Consider the following 25,551-nt stretch of genomic DNA (forward strand, 5'->3'; position numbering starts at 1 on the left):
AGGCTGGAGGAGGGTAGGGGGAAAGGAGATGCTTATTTAATTGATTCGAGATATGTTAAGACTCGCCATATGGGGGGTAACAAGGCGTAAATCTGATATTATTGCAACCCTCCATGATTTAGGCATATTGCATTTAGATCCCCCAAAATCTCTAGACATAACATCCCCACAACTCGATAGGCTAAAGCTTCTTCGCGGGAAGTTGCTTGGCGTTCTAGAGGCATTGGAATGGACAGGTTGGGCAACTCTTAAAGAAAGCGATATTTCTCATGCTCGCTACAGTTTAAATTTGCCCTTCGATGATATAGTGAGTGAAATTAGTCATAGCCTTGATCAATTTTCCAATAGGTTAGGGTGTTCGTTGAACGAACGTAAAGATTTACAAGATCTTTACGTAAAGTTAAAAAATGCTCATGAAATATTGCTTCATTTCCACTCTTTCTTAAGGAAAGATATTTCTGAAGGTTATTATGTCTCCTTATGGTGGATGAACAAAACAGACATGGCAGAAGCACTTACGCTGATTCGAAATGAAATATCTCGTATAGCTCCAATAAAAACGGGAGAATATATGCGTTATCATCCTTATATTCAACCTGACAGAGAAATGCTAGTCGCTGTTGCTGTGAACGAACAATTTTCTGAGATGGTATCTCGAATTATGGAATCTTGTAATGGTGCTCTTTGGAAGGCTCCGAGTGGATATGAAAGGGAAAATATCCTTGCGACCAGTGATGCCATTGAGGAAGGCCTTAATTTACTGCCAGAAAAGCGGAGAGAGCTTGAAAGTGATTTAAAAAATACAGCTCAAATATGGGGGCCCAAACTTGCAGCTATCTATATATTGGCTGACGAAAAGTTAGAGGAAATTTTCTTAGGGAAAATGGCCCATTCTTTAGGAGATGCTTTTTTGATAGAAGGATGGATCCCTGCAGATGAACTTGAAAAAGTATTGTCTTCCCTTAGAGAAAATTATGGTTCTGACGTTTTCGTTCAATGGCGTTATCCCTCTGCTGCAGAATGGAATGACGTCCCTATTTCTCTTTCCAATTCCAATTTATCTCGTCCGTTCGAACTTTTCTTAAAGCTACTACAACCACCTCGTTATAAAACAACTGATCCTACATCTGCTATAGCTTTATTCTTTCCCCTATTTGGAGGGTGCATGGTAGGAGATGTCGGATACGGGCTCCTTATTTTTCTACTTGGTTTTTCCCTTCGCAAAAGATCTCAAAATAGAATATGTAATGATTTAGGCGTCATTGTAATATTCATGGCTATATGGAGCATTGCCTGGGGAGTTGCTTACGGAGAGTTTTTTGGTGATGTTGGACATCGTCTTTTTGGAATGGAACCTCTTTGGGTAGAGCGTTCCCATGCAGTTATGCCAGTTATGATTCTAACTATCGTAATGGGAGCAGCTCACATAATCTTAGGGCTTTTTATAGGTCTTTACGAAGGAATAAAAACGAAAAGACGCCATGTGTGGATGGAGAAAACAGGTAATTTATGTGTTTTGTTCGCACTCATAGGGGCTCTCGTAACTCTTAAAGGATGGTTGCCTCAAGAGGTATTCACCATTGCCCTGTCGAGCCTCATAATAGGGTTAATCCTTCTCATAGCTGGAGGAGGTATTGGTGGGCTAGTAGAGTCAATGGGGGCTATAGGGAACATCTTAAGCTACGTTCGAATTGCGGCTATAGGTCTTTCTTCAGCTATCTTAGCTCTTGTGGCTTCAAAGTTTATTGATGTTTTTGGGCTGTCTCTTTTAGGGATATTTCTTGCTCTAAGTGTTCATTTACTTAATTTTGTACTAGCCATTGGAGGAGCTAGTATCCACTCAGCGCGTCTCCACTATGTAGAATTTATGGGTAAATTCTATTCTGGTGGTGGTAAAGACTATAAACCATTTTCTCGGGGGAGGGAATTTAGATGGAGAAGGGGATAATTGCATTGGCGGCGGCTTTAGCGGTAGGTATCCCAGCTTTTGCTACAGCTTTGGCTCAAGCAAAAATTGGAAGCGCTGGGGCTGGAACTGTTGCAGAAAAGCCAGAAACAGCCGGAGTCATGATTATTCTTGAAGCAATTCCTGAAACTATGGTCATCCTTGGTTTTGTTGTTGCCATTATGCTAATTCTTCAATTTGCCTAGGTGATTGAACGTGTCTGAACGCACAAACTCTCAGGATCTTTTACAGTTCATAGAATCTCTGAGGAGGGAGCATGAGCTTAATTTAAACGACCTTAGGAAAAAAACAGAATGGGAGGTAGCGGAAGCAATTGCAACCCAAAGGATGGCTGTTGAGAAACGTATAGTTACTATGCGGGCTGATCAAGAAAACAGGGCTGATGCTTTGTTCCGTCACAATGTAACGTTGGCACATAGCCAATTTCGTAAAAGATTTTTAGACGAATATGATTATTTTGTAAAAGAAATAGAGATAGAAGCTCAGTCTCACCTCAAGAGATTGCGTCAAACTTCATCTCGTTACGAAGATATTATGGCACGTTTGGTATTAGAAGCTATGAATTTATGTACGGGGCCTTGTCGTGTAAAGGTCCTCCCAGGAGATAGTTCTTTTGTTCCAGATAGAGAAGAGATATTAAGCGTAAAAGAGAATCTATCTGAAGAGCTGTGGGGAGGATGTATTGTAACTTCGGAAGATAATATCTTTATTATAGATAATACCTTTAAAACGAGGTGGCAAAGACTTGAGCCAGCCATTATTAGAAAGATTTCTAGGGAAGCTCGAACAATTCTTCAAGACACGGAGTTCATGCGAGAATTACGGATATCTTAATGCTCGTATTCGGGCTCGTATTTCTAATTTCCTTACAGATGGAGATTATCAGAGAATAGCAGAGGGGGATTTAGAAACCTTTGAACAATACCTCCTCGAAAGCCCTTATTCCGAGAGCTTTCGTTTCCAGTTAGTAATGTCCCATAAAGGGATTCTTCGTCGTATAGAAGCTGCTATAGCCCATCATGTTAGTCGACAAATGCGTTTCCTTAGAGAAAAGGCGGAAGGTGAGGCTCAGAAACTATTAGAAATAGCATTGGCTCGCTCAGACCTGCTAAATGGAAGATTGATCCTTAGAGCTTCCTTTAGCGGGAACCGTGGGGGGGGAGAACCCCAGTGGCATAATTATGGGGCTTTGCCGGAAGAGTTTTATGGGGAGTTATGGGGGAACCAGATAACATCCTCAGATATTATTGGGAAGTGTCGAGCTAATGGTCACCCTTTCGCCCTTATTTTAGCCCGAGCTATTTCCGAGATGGATCATTCCAGAGACATTGTTCAGGCCGAACGATTCCTATTGCAACATATGCTGGATTTTGGCTGGCAAACTATTGCCTCGTTTCATTCAAAAAACAGCCAGATGCTATCAGAATACTTAGGGCGATCTATAGATATGTGGAATTTAGGAATCTGGCTTCGATGGCAAAACGAGTATATTCAAAAGAATGAAGCCGTAGGTATGTACATACCGAATGGTAAATGGCTTTCTCGAGAGCGCTTATCAAAAAACAGCTCCCTTAAAGAACTTGTATATTTGACCCCTTGGCAGAAGACGTTAGAAATGGAAGGGAAACAATCTCCTCATGATTATCAGAGAAGTTTATTTGTAGAATTTATGAAGTGGCAAGCGAACTTATTTAGAGGGGATCCTCTTGGGATTGAAGTGAGCTTAGGTTTTATGGGTAAATATTTTATCGAGTGGCATAATTTAAATCTCTTGGCAGTAGGGCTTTCCATAGATTTGCAGAAAGAAAATCTTTTATCCAAGCTTATTCCTGTAAGCTTTTAGCTGGAGGGCAATAGATTATGATATCTCAAGAAAAACGAGCTATAGTTTTAGGAAAACAATTGTTTGTAGATCTATGGAGTCTGGAAGGCTTTGAAGGGATTGTGTGTGAGAATCCTTCGGATATTGCTGGTACATATCGTGAGTTACTGGAAGAATCAATTGCTTTTATTATCGTGGAAGAACAATGGTTTAATGAACTTCCCGATACCTATCGTAAACGGTTTGAGAAGATGCAAAGACCAGTGTGGATCCCTTTCCCTTCATTACTTCTGGGAAGGGACTGAGAGAGGAGGCCATAGCAGTGTCTTCAGGAAAAATAACGGGAATATCCGGGCCAGTTGTGCGTGGCTTTACTCTTTCTCCTGTAAAAATGTTTGAGGTTGCTTACGTTGGAGATAACAAGCTTCTAGGAGAAGTGATTCGAATAGAAGGGAACTCTGTAGATATACAGGTATACGAAGATACATCAGGAGTTACTAACGGAGAGCCTATAGAATTTTCGGGGGAGCTTTTAGCAGTAGATTTAGGCCCTGGAATTTTGGGTAGCGTCCTTGATGGAATTGGTCGCCCTCTAAGAGTTTTAGGTGAGGAGGGTATTTATCTCAAACGGGGTATACATCTTAACTCTATAGATAGAAACAAAATATGGCATTTTACACCTCTCCTGCAACCAGAAACTTCCATAAGCTCTGGAACAATTCTAGGCTATGTAATAGAAGGTTCTTATTTGAGGCACTATATTATGGCTCCTCCAGAGATTTCAACAGCTGTTGCAGTATGGGTGGCTCCAGAAGGAGACTATTCCGTAGAAACCCCCCTGTGTTGCCTAGAAAGTGGAGAAGAGCTTTGTATGCAACAACGATGGGAAGTCAGACGTTCCCGCCCAGTAGGAAGTCGTCTTCCTTTCGATGCCCCGCTCCTCACGGGGCAACGTATCCTCGATACCCTGTTCCCTATCGCTCTTGGTGGAGCGGCAGTTTTGCCGGGAGGGTTTGGTACTGGGAAGACGATAACTCAACAGTCTTTAGCAAAATGGTGTAATGCCGATATTATTATTTATATCGGTTGCGGCGAGCGAGGAAACGAAATGACCGAAGTTCTTGAAGAATTTCCAGAACTTAATGATCCATTCCATGCTGCTCCTCTTATGGAGCGGATGGTTTTGATTGCTAACACTTCTAACATGCCTGTTGCGGCCCGAGAGGCTAGCATATATTTAGGAATGACTTTAGCCGAGTATTTTAGAGATATGGGATACAATGTCGCTATTATGGCAGATTCCACTTCAAGATGGGCGGAAGCTCTTAGAGAAATTGGAGGGCGTCTGGAAGAAATGCCAGGCGAGGAAGGATATCCAGCCTATCTAGGAACCCGATTGGCTCAATACTATGAAAGAGCAGGAAGAACAGTCGTGTTAGGTGTGCCTGAACGAGAAGGATCTGTAACAGTTATTAATGCTGTTTCTCCCCCGGGAGGGGATTTTTCCGAACCTGTTACACAAGCCAGCCTGCGTCTTTCTGGCGCATTTTGGGGGTTAGATAAGCGTCTGGCCCAGCAGCGGCATTTCCCAGCTATAAACTGGCGTCAAAGCTACACTTTATATGAAGAAAGTTTAGCTCCTATCTTCGAGAAAAAACTCGGCCCTCAATGGAAAGAACTTAAAAACTATCTAAAAGAGATGCTAGACCGAGAGAAAGTACTTATGGACCTCGTTCAACTTGTGGGAAGAGACGGTCTTTCTGAAAAAGATAAATGGCTTTTAACTCATGCTGATACGATAAAAGTCATTTACTTGCAACAAAATGCTTTTAGTGAAGCAGACGCAAGCTGTTCCATGAAAAAACAGTTTGCATTGCTTCATATATTACGACGTCTTGATGCGCTTGTTCAACAACGAATAGAGGAAGGGCTCTTGTACGATCAAATAGCTAACTATCCCTTGCGCGTAGAGCTTTTACGTCTGCGAGAGGCTGCAGAAGAGAAATTAGAGGAACGAGGGACAACATGGCTTCTCCGTTTTTCAGAGAAGCTCAACGATCTGGTGGTGGTTCCCGAATGAAACTTTTCTTAGAAGGTTATCGATCTGTATCAGGCATATCAGGACCTCTTCTCTTTGTGTCTGGCATTAGAAAAGCAGGATATGGAGAGCTTGTGCGCATAGAAACACCTACAGGGATACGGACAGGCCAGATCCTTCAGATACAGGGAGATCTCTGTGTTATTCAAGTTTTTGATGGAACGATTGGCCTCAACATAAAAAACACGACTGTGTGGTTTGAGAGAGATGTGGTAAGGATGCCAGTGGGAGATGCTCTTATAGGCCAAATTCTCAGCGGTCGTGGGCAGCCTCTTGACGGTGGCCGCTTATCTTTTATCGATAAGGATTTGCCTATAACAGGAATGCCCATCAATCCTGTGCAGAGGATGAGCCCTAATGCATACGTTGAGACTGGCATATCTACTATTGATCTTATGAATACTCTGGTGCGGGGGCAAAAACTGCCAGTTTTCTCAGGTTCAGGACTTCCAGCTAATGAGATAGCTGCCCAGATAGTACAGCAAGCTCGAGTTCCTGGAAGAGAAGCGGAGTTTCTTGTCGTATTTGCAGCTATGGGAATTACCCGCAGGGAGGCTCGCTATTTTATCGATACATTCCAACGTACAGGGGCTATCAATAACGGAGTGTTTTTTTTTAATCTTGCCAGCGATTCTGCTGTAGAGCGACTCTTAACTCCACGTATGGCTCTTACTACTGCAGAATATTTTGCTTTTGAAAAAGGTTACGACGTTTTGGTCGTTATGACTGATATGCTCTATTACTGCGAAGCATTACGAGAAATCAGTGCCGCTCGAGAAGAAGTTCCAGGGCGACGAGGGTATCCAGGCTATATGTATTCAGATTTAGCGGAGATTTATGAGCGTGCGGGCTGCGTGAAAGATTGCTCTGGAAGCGTTACTCAGATACCTATTATTACTATGCCTGATGATGACATGACTCACCCTGTAGTGGATCTTTCTGGTTACATAACAGAGGGACAAATTGTTCTAGACCGAAGCATTCACGATCGCGGGGCCTTTCCACCCATTAATGTTTTGCCTAGCTTAAGTCGTCTCATGAATAAAGGGATTGGAAAAAAGAGAACTTTTGATTATCATAGGGCTTTGGCTGACCAACTCTATGCATCTTATGCTCGTGCTCAGGAACTTGCGAGATTGCGATTAATTGTGGGTGATGATGGACTTACAGAAACCGAACATCTTTTCCTTAAGTTCGGGGAAAAATTCGAAAAAAAATTTGTCAGCCAAGGTAATATATATCGCTCCCTTCATGAAACAGTAGAAATAGCTTGGCAATGTTTAGCAGAACTTCCTGCGAGAGAGCTCTACCGTTTACCGGAGCATTATATTACAGAGAAACTTGGGACTCATTCACAATGAACGAGAACCTTAGACCACCGACCAGGGAACAACTTATTGATGTCCGTCGTCAAATGGCCACAGTTCAATATGGAAAAGAGCTTCTCGAAAAAAAGCGAGATGCTCTTTTAAGGACGTTAGAAGAGGATCGACGAAATTTCAAGAAGTTGGAATCTTTCTTTAGAGAACAGATGCGCCATATCTCTTTTATATATGCTCTTATTCGAATGTATGAAGGGCAATTGGTCTTACAATTCATAAAGCCAGAAAGAGAACATACTCAAGTAGATGTGGAACGACATACCCTTATGGGATGCCGTTATTCCCAGTTCAAACCGTTAAAAGAACAAGTATTTTCTCTCTCAGGGCTTGCCTATGACCCGGCGATGGCATCGTTATATGTAGATGATTTACTCAACGAAATGAAAAAAATAGAGGAGAAAGTATGGCTTTTTATCAACTTGAAAGCTAAACTATCCGCTCTCGAAAAGGAGCTTTCTAAAACAATGCTTAAAATTAATACTCTACAATATATTTTAATTCCTACTCTTCATAAGGAAGAGAGTCGAATTCGTGATATCCTATCTGAGCGGGAACGTCAAGAACGATATGCGGTTAAAAAACTTTCCAAAAAGAAAAAGTTGCAAGGTTTTTCTTATTTCCCGGAGTAAGAGTGATGAAAATTGTTATAATAACTATAGGGCAACCTCGGGACCGTGCTCTTAGAAACATGGTCTCCGAATATTTGAAGCGTTGTCAGCCTTATCTTCCTATAGAAATAGACTATGTTCCTGAAGGAAGAAGGGCTTCCAGTCCGGAGAAGGTTGTAGAACGGGAATCCGAGGCTTTGCTGAAGAAAGTAAAAGAACGGGATTTTCTCGTTCTTTTAGACGAAAGAGGGCAACATTTTACCAGCCGGGAGTTCTCTCAATGGCTTTATCGCCATATTGAAGAGGTACATGGGAGGCTGGTTTTTGTTATTGGAGGAGCATATGGTCTTTCAGACAAGATAAAAAAAGAGAGTGGAGAATTAATTTCTCTATCGGAAATGACTTTTCCTCATGAGTTATGTCTTCTCTTTCTTTCAGAACAACTTTATCGAGCTATAGCAATACACGAAGGAATGGCATATCATCATTAATTATTTTATAAAGGAGAGTAGGATGTTATGAAAATGGACAAAATTATGAAACAGGCTCAGAAAATGCAAGCCCAAATGATGAGGATTCAGGAAGATTTGGCACAAGAGAGAGTGGAAGGAAATGCTGGGGGAGGGATGGTTAAAGTCGTTGCCAATGGTCAAGGAGATATTTTATCTATAAAGATAGAGAAAGAAGTTGTGAATCCTAACGATGTTGAAATGCTGGAAGATATGGTTCTTGCTGCAGTCTCAGAAGCTCTTAAAAACAGCAGGGATATTGCCAACGCAAAAATGGGGCAGGTTTCCGGAGCTCTTGGAGCATTGGGGTTAATGTAACGTGTCTCTTCCGGAACCTCTACAACAGCTAATATCTCTTTTAAAACGATTCCCCGGCGTGGGCGAAAAAAGTGCCCGCAGGATGGCCTTTTTTATCATACAGCAGCCAGATGCATATTCAAAAGAACTTGCCTCTTTACTCAAAGGATTAAAGGAGTGTCTTCATGAGTGCCCTCTTTGCGGTAATATTACAGATGTTGATCCTTGTTCCATATGTGCCGATCCTCTACGAGATAGACGCCTGTTGTGTGTTGTAGAGTCGCCAGAAGATCTTTTAAGCATGGAGCAAGCAGGAATATATAATGGGTTGTATTACATGTTAAGAGGCAGAGTTTCTCCTCTCGATGGGGAGGATTTATCTTCTACCGAGGTAGAGCATCTTCGGCAACGTATTCTTGAAACAGAAGCCAAAGAGGTTATTATTGCTACCAATCCTCGAGTGGAAGGAGACCTGACGTTTTATTCGTTATTGTCAGAATTAGGTGATCTACATGTGAAAATCAGTCGTCTAGCCTATGGACTCCCTGTGGGGGGAAGTATAGAATTTGCCGACAGAATTACATTGCATGCAGCCTTTGAATCCCGAATTGAAGTCAAAAAGAATATGAGAAAATAGGAGGTGAGGGGTATGGCTGATGGTTTTGGCAATGTGTTGCGACGGGTATGTCGAATTTTGATGATGATATTTTTTGGAATTGCAGGGTACCAATTAGCGTCTCTTTTTGTTCCCTATATTCCGGCACCTGTCTCAGAATCAGTGCGAGCATGGTTCCCTGCATGGTTAGCAAAACAGGTTTTTTACACTTTCGCTTGTGTGGGGATTTTTGCTCTTATAGGTTGGGCAATTACGCCTTTGCTTCTCAAAGGACTTGGCTTTATTGGGGCCTTATTGGAATATCATCTAAAAACTCTTAGTTGGCAGGATATATCTTCTGCTACTTTAGGACTGATTGTCGGTCTTCTTATTGCAAATCTTATCGCAGTTCCTTTTTCCGATCTCCCTGTTGGGAACTATATTGCAATTGTACTCAATATAGTTCTGGGTTACCTAGGCGCGCGAATTTTTTGGAAGCGTCAGCAAGACATTCGTGGCGTTTTTAATTTAGGCGCTCTTAAGGAGCGTCTAGCTACCCGAAAAACTAAAAAAGGACGCGCCATTCACGAAGATATTGAAGGAGAGGAGGATCTTTGCCCACCCCGTAAAATTCTTGACACGAGCGTTATTATCGATGGTCGAATTCTCGACATTGCCCGGACTGGATTTATGGAAGGTGTATTAGTTCTTCCCCGCTTCGTCTTATTAGAGCTTCAGGCAGTAGCAGATTCTACGGACCCAGCTCGCCGAACGCGTGGACGAAGAGGCCTTGATGTAGTGAATGAGCTTCAAAAGCTCTCCTCTCTTGATGTGGAAATTATGGAAGTTACCCTTAAACAACTGAAAGTAGAGACAGTTGACAGCGGCCTTGTGGCATTAGCGCAGCAAATTGGAGGAGAAATTCTTACCACAGATTATAACCTTAACAAAATAGCGCAAATCCAGGGAATTACTGTTTTGAATGTCAATGATTTAGCGAATGCGATGAAACCAATGCTTCTTCCCGGAGAGTCTATCATCGTAGATGTAATCCGGGAAGGGAAGGAGCCTCATCAGGGTGTTGGATATTTAGATGACGGCACGATGCTGGTAGTAGAAGATGGGGAGAATTACATAGGAAAACGAGTAGAAGTGGTAGTGACCTCCATGCTTCAGACATCTGCGGGACGAATGGTTTTCGGTCGTATCCGTAGAGAGGTCAGGCCGTGAAGACTTTCTCTTTTATAATAGCGGCAGCCGGTTTAGGAGAGCGCATAGGAGGCTCTCCTAAACAATTTAGGCTTCTTGGTGGCACCCCTCTTTGGCAATGGAGTTCCCACGTAGCTGAAGAACTCCTCGCTCTGGGGAAAATTCAGGAGATCATTTTAGTTGTCCCTTCTGATAGTATAACCCGCATAAAAAAAACGTTATCAACGTTATCAGAGAAAACGTCTTTTCTTGTTGTAGCAGGAGGCACAACTCGTTCTCAATCGGTTCGAAACGGAGTAGCAATGGCATCCTCTGATTATGTCTTAATTCATGACGGAGCCAGACCTTTTATAGATAAAGAACTTTGCATAACTATAATGGATCATGTGAAACCCAATTTGGGCGTTATTCCGGTAGTCCCAATATCCGATGCACTGAAAAAGATAGAAATTGTTGAAGGGGAAGAGCGTGTTTCTTCAACTTCTAGAGAGCATCTTTATACTACACAAACTCCACAATGTTTTCCCCGTTTGCAATTACTAGAGGCTCTCGACACAGATAAAGATTTACTTTTTAAAGATGAAGCGGAAGCTTGGATCGCTTTAGGGAAAAAAATTGTTACGATACCAGGAGCAAGACGCAATATGAAAATTACTTATCAGGAAGATTTTATACTAGCTCATCAAATAGCGAGTAATAATAGGGAATATCGGGTTGGAAATGGATTTGACATCCATCCTCTTGTGCCTTCCAGACCATTGATTCTTGGAGGAGTAGAAATAGAATCTCCTTTAGGCTTGGATGGGCATTCTGACGCAGATGTACTTGCTCACGCTGTTATGGATGCTCTATTAGGGGCCGCTGGCCTTCCTGATATAGGAAAACTTTTCCCAGCGTCTGATCCTCAATATAAAAATATTTCTTCCCTCGACCTTCTTTCTCGTGTAGCCTCCCTTTTGAAGGAAGGTAGATGGGACATCCTTTGGGTTGATGTTACATTACAAGCCCAACTTCCTCGGCTTGGTTCTTTCACGAAACAAATGGAAGAGAATTTAGGCGAACGTCTTTTTGCTTTTGAAATGGAATCTGAGAAAATCAACATAAAAGTTAAATCGGGAGAGCGCATAGGTGCTGTAGGAAGAGCTGAGTGCATGAAGTGCACCGCTGTAGCGACACTCTCTCGATGGAGAAGGTGAATTTTATGATACGAACTCGTTTTGCCCCATCACCTACAGGCTTCCTTCATATAGGAGGAGCTCGCACTGCTCTTTTCAACTGGCTTTTTGCCAAAAAACATAGTGGGCAGTTTGTTCTGCGAATAGAAGATACAGATCAAGAACGCTCTCAAGAATCTTATGCCCGCATGCTTTATGAAGATATGGAATGGCTGGAACTTGATACTGATGAAAACCCCGCAAAGGGTGGCTCATATGGTCCCTACACTCAAAGCCATCGTATGGATATTTACTCCCGTTATCTTCAAATTCTAAAAGATAAAGAAGCTATTTACCCGTGTTTTTGTTCTCCGAAACAGCTTAGAGAAGACAGGCATTTCCAACTAGAACAGGGGCTCCCTCCTCGCTATTCGGGGCGATGCCGTTGCCTTTCTGAAAAGGAAATTCAGGAAAAAATTCTAAGTGGGGAGAAACCTTGCTGGCGCTTTGCAGTACCCGAAAAAGGAGTATTTATATTAGACGATCTTGTTCATGGGAAGATCGAGTACAACTATGAAGAAATAGGAGATTTTATAGTACAACGCTCTGATGGTTGGCCTACATACCTTCTTTCGGCAGCCCTTGATGATGCCCTTATGGAAATATCACATGTTATTCGCGGTGATGAACATCTCATAAATTCCGTGCTTCAAACTCTTATACAGGAAGCATTGGATTTACCCTCGCCTCGCTATGGTCATGTGCCTATGATTGTCGGGATGGATCGCCAAAAACTGAGCAAACGAACAGGCGCACAATCTGTTCGGGAGTATAGAGAAAGAGGCTTTTTGCCTGAATCTCTACGAGCTTATTTATCTACATTAAGTTGGACGCCTGAAAATCCATTGAATCTACTTTCCAAGGATGAATTAATAGAGGAATTTTCTCTTAGCAGGATTGCAACATCTTCTCCAGTCCACGATGAGGCTCATCTTGAATTTTGGCAAAAGAAAGCCATGGCTCATAGAGGGACAAGCTGGCTTTTTGACGAACTTTGCCGCTTAGCACCGGATAAAGAGGCTTTTTTTCGAGGAAAAGATAGAAAACATCTTTTTTTATTGCTTGAAGACATTTCGGGGGCTTGCCTTACACCTTCAGACGTTTTAAAATCTCTCAAATGGTTTTTTAGCCCTTCAGCATTGTCTGTTCCAATTCCAGAATGGATACCTGAAGTGGTTTGCGTACTTGAAAATATTAATGATACTTGGGAGTCTGAAATCATTAACAAGACACTTCGGATGTACCAAAAAGAAAAAGGGTTAAAAGGCAGAGAATTTTATCATCCGTTGCGGCTCTTACTCACCGGAGAAGAGCAAGGTCCGGCACTACCATTAGAAATGGCAGCTTTGGGAAAAACGGAGACCCTTCTGCGGTTGGCTAGAAGGTAGAGAAGTGGAATGAGGAGGTCACATAAATGACGATCGAGAGTAAATTTGTTCCTTATGAGGGGTTCACTTTTGACGATGTTCTGTTAGTGCCAGGGTATAGTGAGGTGCTCCCCTCTCAAGTAGACGTAAGTACTTATTTAACCCCTGACATAGAGATGAACTCTCCTATATGCAGTGCCGCCATGGATACTGTTACAGATGGACGGCTTGCTATCGCCTTAGCTCGAGAAGGAGGAGTAGGAATCGTTCATCGAAATATGCCTATAGAAAGACAAGTTAAAGAAGTCGATAAAGTGAAGCGCTCTGAAGCTGGAGTTATAGTGGACCCTTTCTTTCTTCATCCTGAGGATAAGGTTCAGCAGGCTGTGGATTTGATGGAGCACTATCATATATCAGGGGTTCCTATTGTGAACCATGAACAGAAACTAGTTGGGATTATTACTAACCGGGATCTTCGCTTTGTTACTGATTTCGAACAGGATATTTCTGCCATTATGACACATGAACGGCTTGTAACTGCTTCGGAAGGAACTACTTTAGATGAAGCGAAAAATATTTTAATGAAACATAAAATAGAAAAATTGCCTCTCGTCGATAAAGCAGGGAAGTTAAAAGGTCTTATTACTATTAAAGATATACAAAAAGTCAGAGACTTCCCTAATGCATGCAAGGACTCACATGGTCGTTTACGAGTAGGAGCTGCAGTAGGCGTAGGGACTGATGTGTACGATAGAGTTGCAATGTTGGTAAAAAGCGGGGTTGACATTATAGTTGTGGATACGGCACACGGACACTCAGTAAAAGTTCTTCAGACCGTGAAGGAAATACGAAAACAGTATCCTGACATTCCTTTAATTGGGGGGAATATTGCTACTTCTGATGCTGCGGAGGCCCTCATTGATGCAGGAGTGGATGCTGTTAAAGTAGGGGTAGGGCCAGGATCTATCTGTACAACAAGAATTATAGCTGGGATTGGCGTTCCTCAGCTGTCCGCTGTTTTTAACGTTGCTAAGGTGGTACACGCTCGCGGAAGGAAAGTCATCGCTGATGGGGGAATTCGATACTCGGGAGATATTGTAAAAGCTATTGCAGGTGGAGCTGATAGTGTGATGATCGGCTCTCTTTTTGCCGGAACGGAAGAAAGTCCTGGAGAAGTAGTAATCTATCGAGGACGCTCCTTTAAGAGTTATAGAGGAATGGGGTCTCTTGGCGCCATGCGGGAAGGATGCAGCAAAGACCGCTATTTCCAAGAATCAGCAAGTAGTGATAAACTTGTTCCTGAAGGGATAGAAGGGCTGGCTCCGCATAAAGGGCCTTTATCTGCGGTAGTATACCAACTTTTAGGGGGATTGCGGGCAGGAATGGGCTATGTTGGAGCTTCAAATATAGAGGAGCTTCACTCCAAGTCCCGTTTTGTAAAGATCACACCAGCATCTGTTAAAGAAAATCACCCCCATGACGTAGTAGTAACTAAGGAGGCTCCTAACTATTGGATTGAATAGAAGGTGTAATTCATGAAAGTTTCCAGGATATTTACTCGAGATGTAGGAACAGAGTCAAAATATTGGCGAGGAATTCTGGAACTTCCAGTCTTGATTGAAGAAGTTCTTGCAGATAAAACGACAATAGGATTTAATACTTCCCGAGAGTTTGAAACATCTCTTATAGATTGGTGGAGTTCTTTTATTGTTGATAGCTATTTATGATAGTTGTAAGAAAATGCAAGAACATGTTATACTTATTTTGTATGAGTGATAGGTGAGAGGATCTGGTTATTTTCCAAAGAGTGGGTTTCCCCACTCTTTGTTTTTTGTGTATATCATCATTCCACGTAGAGGAGGTCTTATAATGACAGCAAACTTTGATAAAGAAAATCTCAGGACTTCCATTTGCGATATAGTGGAAAAAAATGGTTATGAATGTGTGGGAGTTATTTTTGCTAGAGAAGCGCATAACTTTTATATCAGGGTTTATATAGATACGCTTGGTGGCATTACTGTGAAAGATTGCGAGATTGTTTCGAAGAGTGTGAGTCGATATCTTGATGCTCATGACGAATCCATTCCTCAGCGATATTTTTTAGAAGTAGGATCCCCTGGTCTTGATCGTCCTCTTTTCTCGATAGAGGATTTCGAGAAATTTATTGGACGCAAGGCTAAAGTTCGGTGCCAAGCGCCAGTGGAGGGACGTAAAAGATTTAAAGGAGAAATACTCGGGGTCAACAAAGATACTGGCTCTATTCGCCTAAGCCTTGAAGAGACCACACAAGAAGTCGATATCCCGTGGGCCTCTATACAGAAAAGCAACTTAGTTTACGAGGGCGATTAAACTTATTATTGTGGAAATTTTGGAGGAGGATGAGAAATATGCAGCTTGGACGTGATTTCATCCGTGCACTGAAACAGCTCACAGCAGAGCGTGGTCTGACACCGGAAGTGATCGCATCGAGTCTAGAAGCGGCACTAATCTCCGCATATAAAAAATATCAGGGTGGAAACCAAAACGTAGAAGTGCATATAGATTTAGAGAGTGGGAATGTGTCTATTTGTGAAGTGAAATTTGTTGTAGAGGATGTAAAACAGCCAGATATAGAGATTAGTCTTGATGATGTGCAGAAAATGGGCTACACGGATGTATTGATCAACGAGTACATTCGAATTGAAGTAAACCCTGAAGATTTTGGACGTATAGCAGCGCAAACAGCACGTCAAGTTATTATACAGAAACTAAAAGATGCAGAGCGACAAATAATTTTTGAAGAATTTTCTGGTCGAGTGGGAGACTTGGTGAATGGTGTTATTTTTAAAGCTGAAAACGATCAAGTTTTAGTGCGGCTTAATGATCGAACAGAGGCTATATTACCTAGGGAAGAACGAATTATTAGTGAAGCTTATGTCCCTGGAGAACGATTAAAATTTTACCTCCTTGATGTGCGTCAAACTACCCGAGGACCTCGAATAGTTGTATCCAGGACTCACCCGGGATTACTTCGGAAACTGATGGAACTTGAGGTGCCTGAAATTCAGGAAGGAATTATTGAAATAAAAGGGATTGTACGAGAAGCTGGGACGAGAGCAAAGGTAGCGGTTCAGACCTTGGATAGTAATGTGGATCCAGTAGGCGCTTGCGTAGGGAATGGCGGGGCTAGAATCAAGTCTATTAGCCAGGAACTTTCGAATGAAAAAATTGATGTTATTATATGGAACAGTGATCCTTTAACTTTTATTCGTAATGCATTATCTCCAGCCAAAATAGTCAAAATAGAGCCTGTTTTGGAGCAGGACAAGGCTGTGACTGTCTATGCTCGCCCTGATCAGTTATCTCTTGCTATAGGTAAGGCTGGTCAGAATGTTCGACTAGCAGCAAGGCTAACAGGGTGGAAGATAGACATTAAAGCCTTGGAGCCAGATCGGATGCCAACGCTTCAAGATATTTTTCAGGACATTATAGATTAAGAGGTGCCTTATTAGTGGTGCATATAAAGCGGAAGCGGCCACGAACATGCGTTGGTTGTCACAGAGAAAGTCCTAAAAAGGATCTTATACGGGTTGTTCGTACGCCTGACGGCTCAATAGCTATAGATCCTACAGGTAAGATGTCTGGGCGAGGAGCATATGTTTGCCTGAACAGAGAGTGTATTGAGGAGGCCCAAAAAAGGAAAGCTCTTTCGAAAGTACTTAAATGCAACGTGGATGAGAGAGTGTATATAGAGCTACTATCCCTTCTTGAACAAAAGGAGAAGGGGGGCGATTCCTTAATTGAGTAAGGATCTTTTATTTACCTATTTAGGCTTGGCACGTCGTTCGGGGCAACTTCTTGTTGGGCAGGACCAGATAAAAAAAGCTTTTATAAAAAACGAGGGGTTAGTTGTTCTTCTCTCTGAGGATGCTTCTGAAAGCACTAGACGTAAATTTCTTGGATATGAAGAGCGGAAACAATGCAAAATAGAAACAATCCCCCTCACGGGAGAGGAATTATCGAAAGCTATCGGAACCACAAATACACAAATTGTGGCTTTACCGTCACGCAGTGGCTTTGCTGTGAAAATACAAGCCATGCTAGCGGAAGGGGGAAATATATTTGAGTAAAATAAGAGTTTATGAACTAGCCAAGATGTTAGGAAAAAGTAATAAAGATTTATTGAGCATGTTGGAAGATCTTGGTGTTGAAGTTAAAACTCATATGAGTTCTATCGATACGGAAGTAGCCCAGCTCATTGAAGAAACTGTTAAAAGCGAGGAGGGCAAACATACACCTCAAATGCAGAAAGAGGAAACAATGGTGAAGGAAAAACAATGCGTACGTGTTCGTAAGACTGCCACGGTGAAAGAAGTAGCCAGACTTATCGATGTCCCTGTGGCAGAAACAGTTAAAACTCTTGTTGATGCTGGGATTATGGCTCCAGCAGGGACTAGCATTGATGAAGCTATTCTTCTCGCGCTAGGCGAAGCCTATAACATAGAGTTTCAGTTTGAAGAAGAGGGATCTGCACCAAAGGAAGAGGGAAAAACTCTTTCTGCGGGAAGACCCGTATTTCATGGAGACCACATGGAACCAAGATCTCCGATCGTAACAGTAATGGGACATGTTGATCATGGGAAAACAACACTTTTGGATTATATTAGAAAAACTAATATATCTGCCAGAGAAGCAGGTGGAATTACCCAGCACATAGGAGCTTCCACTGTTGATCATGAAGGGAAAAAGATAATTTTCCTCGACACACCAGGACACGAGGCTTTCACTGCAATGAGGGCAAGAGGAGCACAGGCTACTGATGTCGCTATTCTTGTAGTTGCAGCGGATGACGGGCTCATGCCTCAAACTCGGGAAGCTATTAACCATGCGAAAGCAGCCGGAGTACCTATTGTTGTAGCTGTAAATAAGATAGACAAACCTGCTGCTCGTCCTGACAGGGTCAGACAACAACTATCAGATATTGGCCTTGTTCCCGAAGAGTGGGGTGGCGACACCATAATGGTAGATGTATCTGCAAAAACAGGGCAAGGAATTCCCCAACTTTTGGAGATGGTCCTCCTCGTCGCAGAAATGGAAGAATTAAAGGCTGATCCGACTGTTACCCCAGAAGGAATTGTTATTGAAGCAAAACTTGATAAAGGAAAGGGGCCTGTGGCTACTGTTATCGTCCAGCAAGGGACCTTACACCGTGGAGACATTATTCTCCTTGATTCTACATGGGGAAAGATCAGAGCCATGCTTGATTCCAGAGGGCGTCAGGTGTCAAAAGCTGGTCCCAGTACACCTGTGGAAGTTCTAGGCCTAACGTCAGTGCCTCAACCTGGCGAACGTTTCATTCTGGTAGAAAATGAGCGAGAAGCTAGAGACGAAACTGCAAAACGGGAACAAATCAAACGAGAGGCTGAAACCGCAACTTCCAAGAGAATGACTCTGGAGGAGCTCTACTCTCAAATGAAAGAGGGAGAAATTCCTCAGCTGAATCTCTTGGTAAAATGCGATGTTCAAGGCACATGTGAAGCTTTATGTGCCTCTCTTGAAAAAATGGGAACATCTGAAGTAGGTATTAATATAATCCATCGTGGAGTAGGTCGCATTGCAGAATCTGATATTATGTTAGCCTCCGCCTCTAATGCTGTTATTATCGGCTTTAATGTTCGGCCAGATAAAAATGCTCAAAAGATAGCGGAAGTTGAAGGTATACAGATTCGACTCTATGACGTTATCTATGACGTTATCGATGATGTAAAAGCCGCCCTTGAAGGTATGTTAACTCCCACTATTCGAGAAGAGCCCTTAGGACAGGCAGAAATCCGTCAGGTTTTCAAGGTTCCTAAAGCTGGTAAGATTGCTGGCTGTTATGTAACGGAAGGCATCATTAAGCGAAGTGCGCGGGCTAGAGTGATCCGAGATGGAGTTGTTGTATGGACAGGCAGTTTATCAAATCTGAAGCGATTTAAAGATGAAGCTCGAGAAGTAAACGCAGGGTATGAGTGTGGCATTAATTTCGCTGGCTTCCAAGATTTTAGAGAAGGAGATGTAATAGAAGCCTTTGAACTTATAGAGGAGCGACGCCATCTCGATTAGGGATGGCACAATCCTTTTACTTTTATATGAAACAGAATGAGTTATACCCCTATGTAGGGGTGTTCCAGGTAGAAATAGACATACCTGGGTGTCGAAGCATAAAAGAACGACGGCAAGTAGTTCGGTCGTTAATAGATAGGATTCGCCGACGATGGAATGTATCCGTTGTCGATATAGGTCCTGAAGGTCGATGGGATCAAGTTTTTTTAGCCTTTTCTCTTGTAGGAACTACATATACTATGTGTGAAGAACGCATAGATGCGATTTGGAATTTTCTACAAAAAGAAGAGGATATGTCGACTTTCGTAATTGTTCATTATTGGCAAGAGGTCGATAAGTATGACGAATTACCGGATGCAGAGAATTAACAAACAACTCCAGCGAGAGATAAGCATGCTTCTGGAGTATAAAATTAAAAATGAAACAGCTAAAGAAGCTATCATAACCGAGGTCGAATGTTCTAAAGATCTCGAATTTGCAGTAGTTTATTTTATTACTCTTGAGCCGAAACAGCGTAAGGTAGTATTTAAGGCTCTAGAGAGTGTAGCAGGTCCCTTGCGCAGCATGTTGGGGAAGAAGTTACGTCTTCGGAAAATTCCTGAAATTCGCTTCACTATTGATCCTTCTGTAGATTATGGACGACGGATTGATGCTCTTTTGGACAGTTTAAAAGAAGAGACTAATCCTTCTTCTGATACTAACGGAGTGGATGAACGTGAGGAGTAATATAAGCCTTGGGGATTTATATTCCATTTTAAATGCATCATCCTCTTGGGTGATACTAACCCACCAAAAGCCAGACGGCGATGCTCTCGGTTCAGCGTCGGCTCTTGTAGTTCATGGAAAAGAGAGGGGGAAACGTGTTATTTGGGGAGGTCCTGATCCTCTGCCTGATACGTATGCGTTTCTCCCTTTTGGGGACGAATACCAGGTTTTTGATAATCATTTGCCGCCAGTGGAAGGAAAAACTTCCATCATATTTTTAGACATAAGTAACATAGAACGATCTGTATCTAATATCCAGGAACTGCAAAATATGTGTACTTTCATAAATATAGATCACCACGGTGATAATACTTTATTTGGTGACTACTATTACGTAGATGAAACATCTTCTTCCCTTGGAGAAATTTTATGGAGCCTTTTCTTAATCTCTTCGACAGGATATAGTTTCCAATCAGCTCTAGGGCTTTATACCGCTATCGTTACAGATAGTGGAAATTTTTCTTTTTCATCCACGTCTCCCCGTACTCATGAGGCAGCGGCAGATCTTATCAGGAGAGGTGTTCCCCCCGCAGAAATGAGTCAAAAGATATTTTATAATCAACCTCTGCAAAGCCTTCATTTATGGGGAAGAGTTTTCGAAAGAACGTGTTTGTTTGGAAATGTAAGAAAAGCCTGCCTTTCTTGGATAACTCTTGAAGATTTTTCATGCCTCAACTCCGACCCAGCCGATACTGAAGGCTTGGTCAACGAGCTACTTAAGGTAAAAGACGTGGTTTTTGCAGTACTTCTTGTGGAAGAAAAAGATCGAATTCGAATAAGCCTTCGTTCCCGTGGAGAAATTTCTGCGCAAAAAGTAGCTCATCGTTTTGGCGGAGGAGGGCATAAACAAGCCGCTGGTTGTCAACTTTCCCTTTCGCTGGAAGAGGCCAAAAAACATATCATCCGTGTTATTACGGAGGATATGGATGGTTAGTTCGATTTTGCTATTGAATAAACCTACGGGAATCCGAAGTGCTTCTTGCGTTCACCTCCTTCGAACTAAGTTCCCTAAAAGGGTAAAGGTAGGACATGGTGGAACTCTAGACTCTACGGCTTCTGGCCTTCTCGTTATCTTGTTGGGAAATGCCACTCGTCTCTCTGATTATGTTATGATGCTGCCTAAAGAGTATAAAGTGACCTTAAAATTGGGGGTATCTACATCAACTCTTGATTATTCAGGAGAAATAGTGAGTCAATCCTCTTTCTCTCACATAACTTCCGAAAAAATAGATGCCATATTACCTGCTTTTCAAGGGATGCGGATGCAACTGCCTCCCACAGTTTCTGCCATTAAAATTCAAGGGAAAAGAGCTTCTGATCTCAAACGTGGTGGGTGCTCGCCAATCCTAGCCCCTCGTCCAGTTACCGTCTCCTTTATTCGGCGTATATCGAATATATCGAAAGAAGGGGAAATCTCTCTGTTTGTTCGGTGTCATAAAGGTACGTATATTCGGAGTATCGTGCGAGATCTCGGAGAAAAACTGGGATGTGGAGCCACAGTTACGGAGCTGATACGACTTTCTACAGGAACCATGAAGTTAGAAAGCGCTCTTTCTTATCAGGAAGCAGAACAATATAATTGGGAGGAAGTCTTGAACAAGACCTTATCTCTTCAAGACTTTGCTGCACACTTCACTATTTATGAAGCAAATACGATACAAGAAGAAAATATAAAAAATGGGTTAAAAATAAGAATTAAGGAGATGCTTCCTATTTCGAGAGGTCCTGTCCCAACGAACATTGCTATATGTGTCCTAGGGAAAAAACTTTTTTCCCTAGGAACTTTAGAATTAATTGAAACTAACACTTTCTTTCGTCCTCGGACAAATATTTTTTAGAGGGATAATTTGATGATCCAAGTAATAGGAGCTTTTGACGGTTTTCATAAAGGGCATCAATTACTTCTTAAAGAAGCGGCGCGTCTGTCAAGAGAACAAAATGACCAATGGGGCGTAGTTACATTCTCTCCTCATCCTCAGTTTGTTTTTAATCCCAGACGGCTTTTCTTGCTGTTTTCAGAAGAAGAGAAAAAAATCATAGTATCGGCACTCGATATTCCTCACATTCTGTGGGTTCCATTTGATGAGCGTTTTGCTTCCTTATCCCCTTTTGAGTTTCTTGATTTTCTTGAAAGCAAAGTCCACTTAACAGGCATTGTTGTAGGCGAAAATTTCCGTTTTGGTGCAGGAAGAAAGGGCAATATTTCACTTCTTAGAGAGTATTGCCATAATAATAGACTTTTTTTCTCTCCCGTACCTACTCTTGAAATAGATGGCTTAGCAGTAAGTAGTACAGTCGTTAGGGGGGAAGTGCTATCTGGTCGTATGCAGATGGCAAAATATCTTCTAGGATATCCGTTTTTTATGTATCAGGAGATTATTCCAGGTCATCGCCGAGGTCGAGAACTCGGTTTCCCCACAGCGAACATGAATGTTCCCTCACACAAAATAATTCCTCCTTCCGGAGTCTATGCTGCTACGGTTATCGTGGATGGGAAATGTTATCCAGGGGCCCTAAATATTGGTTCAAATCCCACATTTCCAGACGTAAAAAGCCTCCGCATAGAAGTTCATATCGCAGGCTTTTATGGAGATCTTTATTATAAAAAAATTCTGGTATTTGTAGAAGAATATTTACGGGGTGAGCGACGTTTCCCTAATCGCCAAGCTTTATCAACCCAACTAGCTTCCGATACGGAACTTTCAGTAAAGCTCTTTGAGAAAAATTTTGCAAAAGAGCACGATCTATACCTACATTTTGCAAAATACTGCCGCTCATAGTGATAGTTGCACTCTTCCCAGCCTCGTGATAACATAATCGCCGTCCCGAGCGGGCCTGTAGCTCAGTGGATAGAGCGACGGCCTCCTAAGCCGTAGGTCAGGCGTTCGAATCGCCTCAGGTCCGCCATATAACTTTCAGATATCGGGCTTTTAGGCCCATTCTTCGTTTGATTCCGTATTTCAGTTGTCAAACAATATGTAATGCGAGTATAATCCTTTTTGTGGCCTGTTGAAAAGACTGAAAAATCGGAAGGGGGGACAATTGACGAAAAATTGCCGAATTCTAAAAATTCTAATTTTAACCCTTGTCTCTTCAATTCTTTTTATAACATTTGCCCCTGTTTACAAGCTTTCTCTATACACAAAAGACCGTGAGGTATTTTCGGCAGTAATACCGTCTGGAACAAGATTTTCCATGGGCTATGTACATTCAGTAGAGCAAACTCCTGTGGAAGACATTTATGTTGTTTCAGGGCCACAATTATGGTTATGGGAAGAACGGTTCCGATCACATAATGCAGGGTTACCAACAGAAGCTCCTTTGCGTAGTCATTTTTTTATGGAAAAAGATTGGATGATAATACGTGGAAGTACATATCGTTGGGAACAATTAGCAGTTCGTATAGGGAATAAAGAGTTAGGTCGTAATTGGATTTCTTCAGAGATCACTGGAAAAGTGAATCTGTTTGAGATTGTACCAGACAGAGTCCTTTATTTGAAAATCACACAATCTCCTTTGTTTTTTAAGAAAGAATCTTCTTTGCTTTAAATACCTCTCTAAATAAAGCAACCTAGAGGAACGAAAAAGACTGGAGGTGGAGATTTTTGGATGAAAAAAACAACAATGTTAATCCAGACCTTGTAACTGAACCAATCTCTATTATCGACCTTGATGAACTTCGGCGCCAATTCGACACAGAAGCAAGATATCGTGATCTTTCTGGATGGCAAGCAGTATTTGTTACCGTTTTGGCAGTTGGAATGTCTCTTTTCCATCTCTACACTGCAGGTTTTGGCTTGCTTTTAGCTATGAAGCAGGGAGCTACGCATCTCGCATTTGTACTCGTACTTGTTTTTCTACTTTATCCTGCAACAGCAAAGAGCAGTAAAAACAGTGTCCCGTGGTATGATTTTGTTTTTGCTGTTCTCGCGGCCTTTGCTACGCTTTATCTTGTTGTAGAATTCGAAGAAATGGTGAATAGAGCAGGGCTCCCTACAAGTATGGATATTGCTGTAGGCTTTATCGGCATAGCTCTTCTTCTCGAAGCGACACGAAGAGTATCGAGTCCGGTATTGCCATGTATTGCTATTTTCTTCCTCATTTATTGCTACTTTGGTAGATCTTTTCCTCAAATTTTTCAACATCGAGGATTTAATATCACTCGAATTATCAACCATATGTATTTAGGCACAGAAGGAGTTTTTGGTATTCCTCTAGGCGTATCAGCTACCTTTGTGTTTATGTTTATTTTGTTCGGATCCGTATTGGAACAAACTGGAATGGGGCGTTTTATTATTGATCTTGCGATGGCCCTGGCTGGTGGAGCTACAGGGGGACCAGCCAAAGTAGCCGTGCTAAGCTCAGGCTTGATGGGATCTGTTTCAGGATCTTCTGTGGCCAATGTATGTACTACAGGCATGTTCACTATCCCTCTCATGAAAAGTGTGGGATACAAACCTTATTTTGCCGGGGCTGTAGAAGCAGTAGCCTCGACAGGGGGACAGATTATGCCTCCTGTTATGGGAGCTGCCGCTTTTATTATGGCTCAATTTATGGGCGTACCTTATGTTGAAGTTGCCCTAGCCGCTGTCGTTCCTGCGCTCCTGTACTATTTTGCAGTTATGGTACAGGTCCATTTTGAAGCAACGAGACTTGGGTTACGAGGATTACCTCGAGAAAAACTTCCTAACCTTTTCAAATTATTGAGAGGCAAGGGACATTTGCTTATCCCGCTCGTCGTGATCATCTATTTCCTCCTCGCTGGGTACACTCCCTTAAAAGCAGCTTATAATGGAATTATCGCTACAGTTATTATCTCTTTTTTCAACAAAGAAACTCGCTTAACGTTGCCTAAGCTAAAAATGGCGTTGGAAAGTGGAGCAAAAGGTGCGCTAGGTGTAGCCTGTGCTTGTGCTACAGTAGGTATCGTAGTAGGAACGGCCACCCTTACGGGGTTGGGGTTACGAATAGCAAGTGCTATTGTCACTATCGCAGGTGGTAATCTTTTATTTACATTAGTATTAACTATGATAGCCTGTATCTTGCTCGGCGCAGGCCTTCCAACAACAGCTAATTTTATTGTCACAAGCACTATCGCAGCGCCAGCGCTTTTTCAACTCAATGTTCCACCTATGGCAGCCTATATGTTTGTCCTTTATTTCGGTATAGCAGCTGATTTGAGCCCCCCCGTAGCTTTAGCAGCGTATGCAGGAGCTGGAATAGCTGGAGCTGACCCTATGCGCACAGGAGTTACGGCTGTTAAGTTGGCTCTCGCGGGTTTCCTTGTTCCATTTATTTATGTATATAATCCAATGCTTGTTCTCGTCGGTTTCAAACCATGGCCATTTACCTTAGCCATTATTACAGCTATACTAGGTGTATTCCTCCTTGGTATGAGTACTATAGGATTCTACAAAACAAAAATGGCTTGGTGGTTGCGACTTATCGCTTTAGGAGGAGCTCTTGGATTGTTGATACCTGGATGGCAAAGTGACATGTTAGGGTTGATTATTTTGATAATTACCCATTTTATCCAGGTAAAAAAAGCGGGAAAAGAGATTGAGCCGGCAGGATAGCATTTCATAAGAATCAAAGTTGTGTTAGAATCTACAAGTTATAAAATTGCCGTCTCTGC

General features: G+C 42.2%; 28 protein-coding genes and 1 tRNA gene. All 29 read left to right on the plus strand.

The genetic code is table 11. From position 1 onward, the window contains the following. The first annotated feature begins 40 nt into the window (after window positions 1–40). Window positions 41–1,948: a V-type ATP synthase subunit I gene (locus B3L97_RS00070; protein WP_286932952.1), complete on the plus strand. Its 1,908-nt coding sequence runs from the start codon at window positions 41–43 to the stop codon at window positions 1,946–1,948. Beyond that, on the plus strand, window positions 1,933–2,151 hold the full coding sequence (locus B3L97_RS00075) for an ATPase (RefSeq protein WP_024822220.1): 219 nt from the start codon (window positions 1,933–1,935) through the stop codon (window positions 2,149–2,151). The genes B3L97_RS00070 and B3L97_RS00075 overlap by 16 nt, the downstream gene beginning before the upstream one ends. 10 nt (window positions 2,152–2,161) lie before the next feature. Then, window positions 2,162–2,800 carry a V-type ATP synthase subunit E gene (locus B3L97_RS00080; protein ID WP_024822221.1) on the plus strand — a complete coding sequence of 213 codons (639 nt, stop codon included), beginning with the start codon at window positions 2,162–2,164 and terminating at the stop codon, window positions 2,798–2,800. Then, window positions 2,712–3,809 (plus strand): V-type ATPase subunit, encoded by a 1,098-nt coding sequence (locus tag B3L97_RS00085; protein ID WP_286932955.1) that lies wholly within the window; start codon window positions 2,712–2,714, stop codon window positions 3,807–3,809. Before B3L97_RS00080 ends, B3L97_RS00085 begins: the two co-directional genes overlap by 89 nt. 17 nt (window positions 3,810–3,826) lie before the next feature. Continuing rightward, window positions 3,827–4,093 carry a V-type ATP synthase subunit F gene (locus tag B3L97_RS00090; RefSeq protein WP_286932957.1) on the plus strand — a complete coding sequence of 89 codons (267 nt, stop codon included), beginning with the start codon at window positions 3,827–3,829 and terminating at the stop codon, window positions 4,091–4,093. Window positions 4,094–4,110: 17 nt separating this feature from the next. After that, entirely contained in the window at window positions 4,111–5,868 is a 1,758-nt protein-coding gene (locus tag B3L97_RS00095; RefSeq protein ID WP_286932960.1) for a V-type ATP synthase subunit A, read from the plus strand. Then, window positions 5,865–7,247: a V-type ATP synthase subunit B gene (locus B3L97_RS00100; RefSeq protein ID WP_286933018.1), complete on the plus strand. Its 1,383-nt coding sequence runs from the start codon at window positions 5,865–5,867 to the stop codon at window positions 7,245–7,247. The genes B3L97_RS00095 and B3L97_RS00100 overlap by 4 nt, the downstream gene beginning before the upstream one ends. Next, entirely contained in the window at window positions 7,244–7,897 is a 654-nt protein-coding gene (locus B3L97_RS00105; protein WP_286932962.1) for a V-type ATP synthase subunit D, read from the plus strand. Before B3L97_RS00100 ends, B3L97_RS00105 begins: the two co-directional genes overlap by 4 nt. A 5-nt stretch (window positions 7,898–7,902) precedes the next feature. After that, entirely contained in the window at window positions 7,903–8,367 is a 465-nt protein-coding gene (locus B3L97_RS00110; protein WP_024822227.1) for a 23S rRNA (pseudouridine(1915)-N(3))-methyltransferase RlmH, read from the plus strand. 27 nt (window positions 8,368–8,394) lie between these two features. After that, a complete protein-coding gene (locus B3L97_RS00115) occupies window positions 8,395–8,703 on the plus strand; it encodes a YbaB/EbfC family nucleoid-associated protein (RefSeq protein ID WP_024822228.1) in 309 nt (102 codons plus the stop codon). 1 nt (window position 8,704) lies between these two features. Beyond that, entirely contained in the window at window positions 8,705–9,319 is a 615-nt protein-coding gene (gene recR / locus B3L97_RS00120) for a recombination mediator RecR (protein WP_286847606.1), read from the plus strand. A 12-nt stretch (window positions 9,320–9,331) separates the two neighbouring features. Next, complete coding sequence (locus tag B3L97_RS00125; RefSeq protein ID WP_286932964.1) at window positions 9,332–10,507, plus strand: PIN/TRAM domain-containing protein; 1,176 nt, start codon at window positions 9,332–9,334, stop codon at window positions 10,505–10,507. Further along, on the plus strand, window positions 10,504–11,682 hold the full coding sequence (ispF, locus tag B3L97_RS00130; RefSeq protein WP_286932965.1) for a 2-C-methyl-D-erythritol 2,4-cyclodiphosphate synthase: 1,179 nt from the start codon (window positions 10,504–10,506) through the stop codon (window positions 11,680–11,682). Before B3L97_RS00125 ends, ispF begins: the two co-directional genes overlap by 4 nt. Before the next feature lie 5 nt (window positions 11,683–11,687). Further along, complete coding sequence (gltX, locus tag B3L97_RS00135) at window positions 11,688–13,088, plus strand: glutamate--tRNA ligase (protein WP_286847603.1); 1,401 nt, start codon at window positions 11,688–11,690, stop codon at window positions 13,086–13,088. Window positions 13,089–13,114: 26 nt separating this feature from the next. Beyond that, entirely contained in the window at window positions 13,115–14,590 is a 1,476-nt protein-coding gene (guaB, locus tag B3L97_RS00140) for an IMP dehydrogenase (RefSeq protein WP_286932967.1), read from the plus strand. A 12-nt stretch (window positions 14,591–14,602) separates the two neighbouring features. After that, complete coding sequence (locus B3L97_RS00145; RefSeq protein WP_024822234.1) at window positions 14,603–14,794, plus strand: hypothetical protein; 192 nt, start codon at window positions 14,603–14,605, stop codon at window positions 14,792–14,794. Between the two features lie 142 nt (window positions 14,795–14,936). Beyond that, entirely contained in the window at window positions 14,937–15,416 is a 480-nt protein-coding gene (gene rimP, locus B3L97_RS00150; RefSeq protein ID WP_286932970.1) for a ribosome maturation factor RimP, read from the plus strand. 38 nt (window positions 15,417–15,454) lie between these two features. Beyond that, entirely contained in the window at window positions 15,455–16,543 is a 1,089-nt protein-coding gene (nusA, locus tag B3L97_RS00155) for a transcription termination factor NusA (protein WP_286847600.1), read from the plus strand. A gap of 14 nt (window positions 16,544–16,557) precedes the next feature. Further along, window positions 16,558–16,854 carry an RNase P modulator RnpM gene (rnpM, locus tag B3L97_RS00160; RefSeq protein ID WP_286847599.1) on the plus strand — a complete coding sequence of 99 codons (297 nt, stop codon included), beginning with the start codon at window positions 16,558–16,560 and terminating at the stop codon, window positions 16,852–16,854. Continuing rightward, complete coding sequence (locus B3L97_RS00165) at window positions 16,847–17,176, plus strand: L7Ae/L30e/S12e/Gadd45 family ribosomal protein (RefSeq protein WP_024822238.1); 330 nt, start codon at window positions 16,847–16,849, stop codon at window positions 17,174–17,176. The genes rnpM and B3L97_RS00165 overlap by 8 nt, the downstream gene beginning before the upstream one ends. Beyond that, complete coding sequence (gene infB / locus B3L97_RS00170) at window positions 17,169–19,151, plus strand: translation initiation factor IF-2 (protein ID WP_286932972.1); 1,983 nt, start codon at window positions 17,169–17,171, stop codon at window positions 19,149–19,151. The genes B3L97_RS00165 and infB overlap by 8 nt, the downstream gene beginning before the upstream one ends. A 26-nt stretch (window positions 19,152–19,177) precedes the next feature. Beyond that, complete coding sequence (locus B3L97_RS00175) at window positions 19,178–19,519, plus strand: DUF503 domain-containing protein (protein ID WP_286932975.1); 342 nt, start codon at window positions 19,178–19,180, stop codon at window positions 19,517–19,519. Beyond that, entirely contained in the window at window positions 19,491–19,877 is a 387-nt protein-coding gene (rbfA, locus tag B3L97_RS00180) for a 30S ribosome-binding factor RbfA (protein WP_286847596.1), read from the plus strand. Before B3L97_RS00175 ends, rbfA begins: the two co-directional genes overlap by 29 nt. Further along, window positions 19,867–20,850, plus strand: a complete 984-nt coding sequence (locus tag B3L97_RS00185; RefSeq protein WP_286847595.1) for a DHH family phosphoesterase — start codon at window positions 19,867–19,869, stop codon at window positions 20,848–20,850. The genes rbfA and B3L97_RS00185 overlap by 11 nt, the downstream gene beginning before the upstream one ends. Beyond that, window positions 20,843–21,754, plus strand: a complete 912-nt coding sequence (truB, locus tag B3L97_RS00190) for a tRNA pseudouridine(55) synthase TruB (protein ID WP_286847594.1) — start codon at window positions 20,843–20,845, stop codon at window positions 21,752–21,754. The genes B3L97_RS00185 and truB overlap by 8 nt, the downstream gene beginning before the upstream one ends. Before the next feature lie 12 nt (window positions 21,755–21,766). Beyond that, complete coding sequence (gene ribF / locus B3L97_RS00195) at window positions 21,767–22,696, plus strand: riboflavin biosynthesis protein RibF (RefSeq protein WP_286932976.1); 930 nt, start codon at window positions 21,767–21,769, stop codon at window positions 22,694–22,696. A 51-nt stretch (window positions 22,697–22,747) separates the two neighbouring features. Beyond that, a tRNA-Arg gene (locus B3L97_RS00200) sits at window positions 22,748–22,823 on the plus strand. A 135-nt stretch (window positions 22,824–22,958) separates the two neighbouring features. Further along, window positions 22,959–23,465, plus strand: a complete 507-nt coding sequence (locus B3L97_RS00205; RefSeq protein WP_286932977.1) for a DUF1850 domain-containing protein — start codon at window positions 22,959–22,961, stop codon at window positions 23,463–23,465. Between the two features lie 56 nt (window positions 23,466–23,521). After that, window positions 23,522–25,492 carry a TRAP transporter permease gene (locus tag B3L97_RS00210; protein ID WP_286847592.1) on the plus strand — a complete coding sequence of 657 codons (1,971 nt, stop codon included), beginning with the start codon at window positions 23,522–23,524 and terminating at the stop codon, window positions 25,490–25,492. Window positions 25,493–25,551: the final 59 nt, after the last annotated feature.

The organism is Aminobacterium sp. UBA4834 (assembly GCF_002400205.1).
Taxonomy (GTDB): Bacteria; Synergistota; Synergistia; order Synergistales; family Aminobacteriaceae; genus Aminobacterium; species Aminobacterium mobile.

Coding starts and splice junctions, on each gene's coding strand:
- B3L97_RS00090 (WP_286932957.1), top strand. CDS start 3,827: ATGATATCTCAAGAAAAACGAGCTATAGTTTTAGGAAAACAATTGTTT.
- B3L97_RS00100 (WP_286933018.1), top strand. CDS start 5,865: ATGAAACTTTTCTTAGAAGGTTATCGATCTGTATCAGGCATATCAGGA.
- gltX (WP_286847603.1), top strand. CDS start 11,688: ATGATACGAACTCGTTTTGCCCCATCACCTACAGGCTTCCTTCATATA.
- B3L97_RS00110 (WP_024822227.1), top strand. CDS start 7,903: ATGAAAATTGTTATAATAACTATAGGGCAACCTCGGGACCGTGCTCTT.
- nusA (WP_286847600.1), top strand. CDS start 15,455: ATGCAGCTTGGACGTGATTTCATCCGTGCACTGAAACAGCTCACAGCA.
- B3L97_RS00105 (WP_286932962.1), top strand. CDS start 7,244: ATGAACGAGAACCTTAGACCACCGACCAGGGAACAACTTATTGATGTC.
- B3L97_RS00125 (WP_286932964.1), top strand. CDS start 9,332: ATGGCTGATGGTTTTGGCAATGTGTTGCGACGGGTATGTCGAATTTTG.
- rbfA (WP_286847596.1), top strand. CDS start 19,491: ATGACGAATTACCGGATGCAGAGAATTAACAAACAACTCCAGCGAGAG.
- B3L97_RS00075 (WP_024822220.1), top strand. CDS start 1,933: ATGGAGAAGGGGATAATTGCATTGGCGGCGGCTTTAGCGGTAGGTATC.
- guaB (WP_286932967.1), top strand. CDS start 13,115: ATGACGATCGAGAGTAAATTTGTTCCTTATGAGGGGTTCACTTTTGAC.
- truB (WP_286847594.1), top strand. CDS start 20,843: ATGGTTAGTTCGATTTTGCTATTGAATAAACCTACGGGAATCCGAAGT.
- B3L97_RS00175 (WP_286932975.1), top strand. CDS start 19,178: ATGAAACAGAATGAGTTATACCCCTATGTAGGGGTGTTCCAGGTAGAA.
- rimP (WP_286932970.1), top strand. CDS start 14,937: ATGACAGCAAACTTTGATAAAGAAAATCTCAGGACTTCCATTTGCGAT.
- ribF (WP_286932976.1), top strand. CDS start 21,767: ATGATCCAAGTAATAGGAGCTTTTGACGGTTTTCATAAAGGGCATCAA.
- B3L97_RS00145 (WP_024822234.1), top strand. CDS start 14,603: ATGAAAGTTTCCAGGATATTTACTCGAGATGTAGGAACAGAGTCAAAA.
- B3L97_RS00115 (WP_024822228.1), top strand. CDS start 8,395: ATGAAAATGGACAAAATTATGAAACAGGCTCAGAAAATGCAAGCCCAA.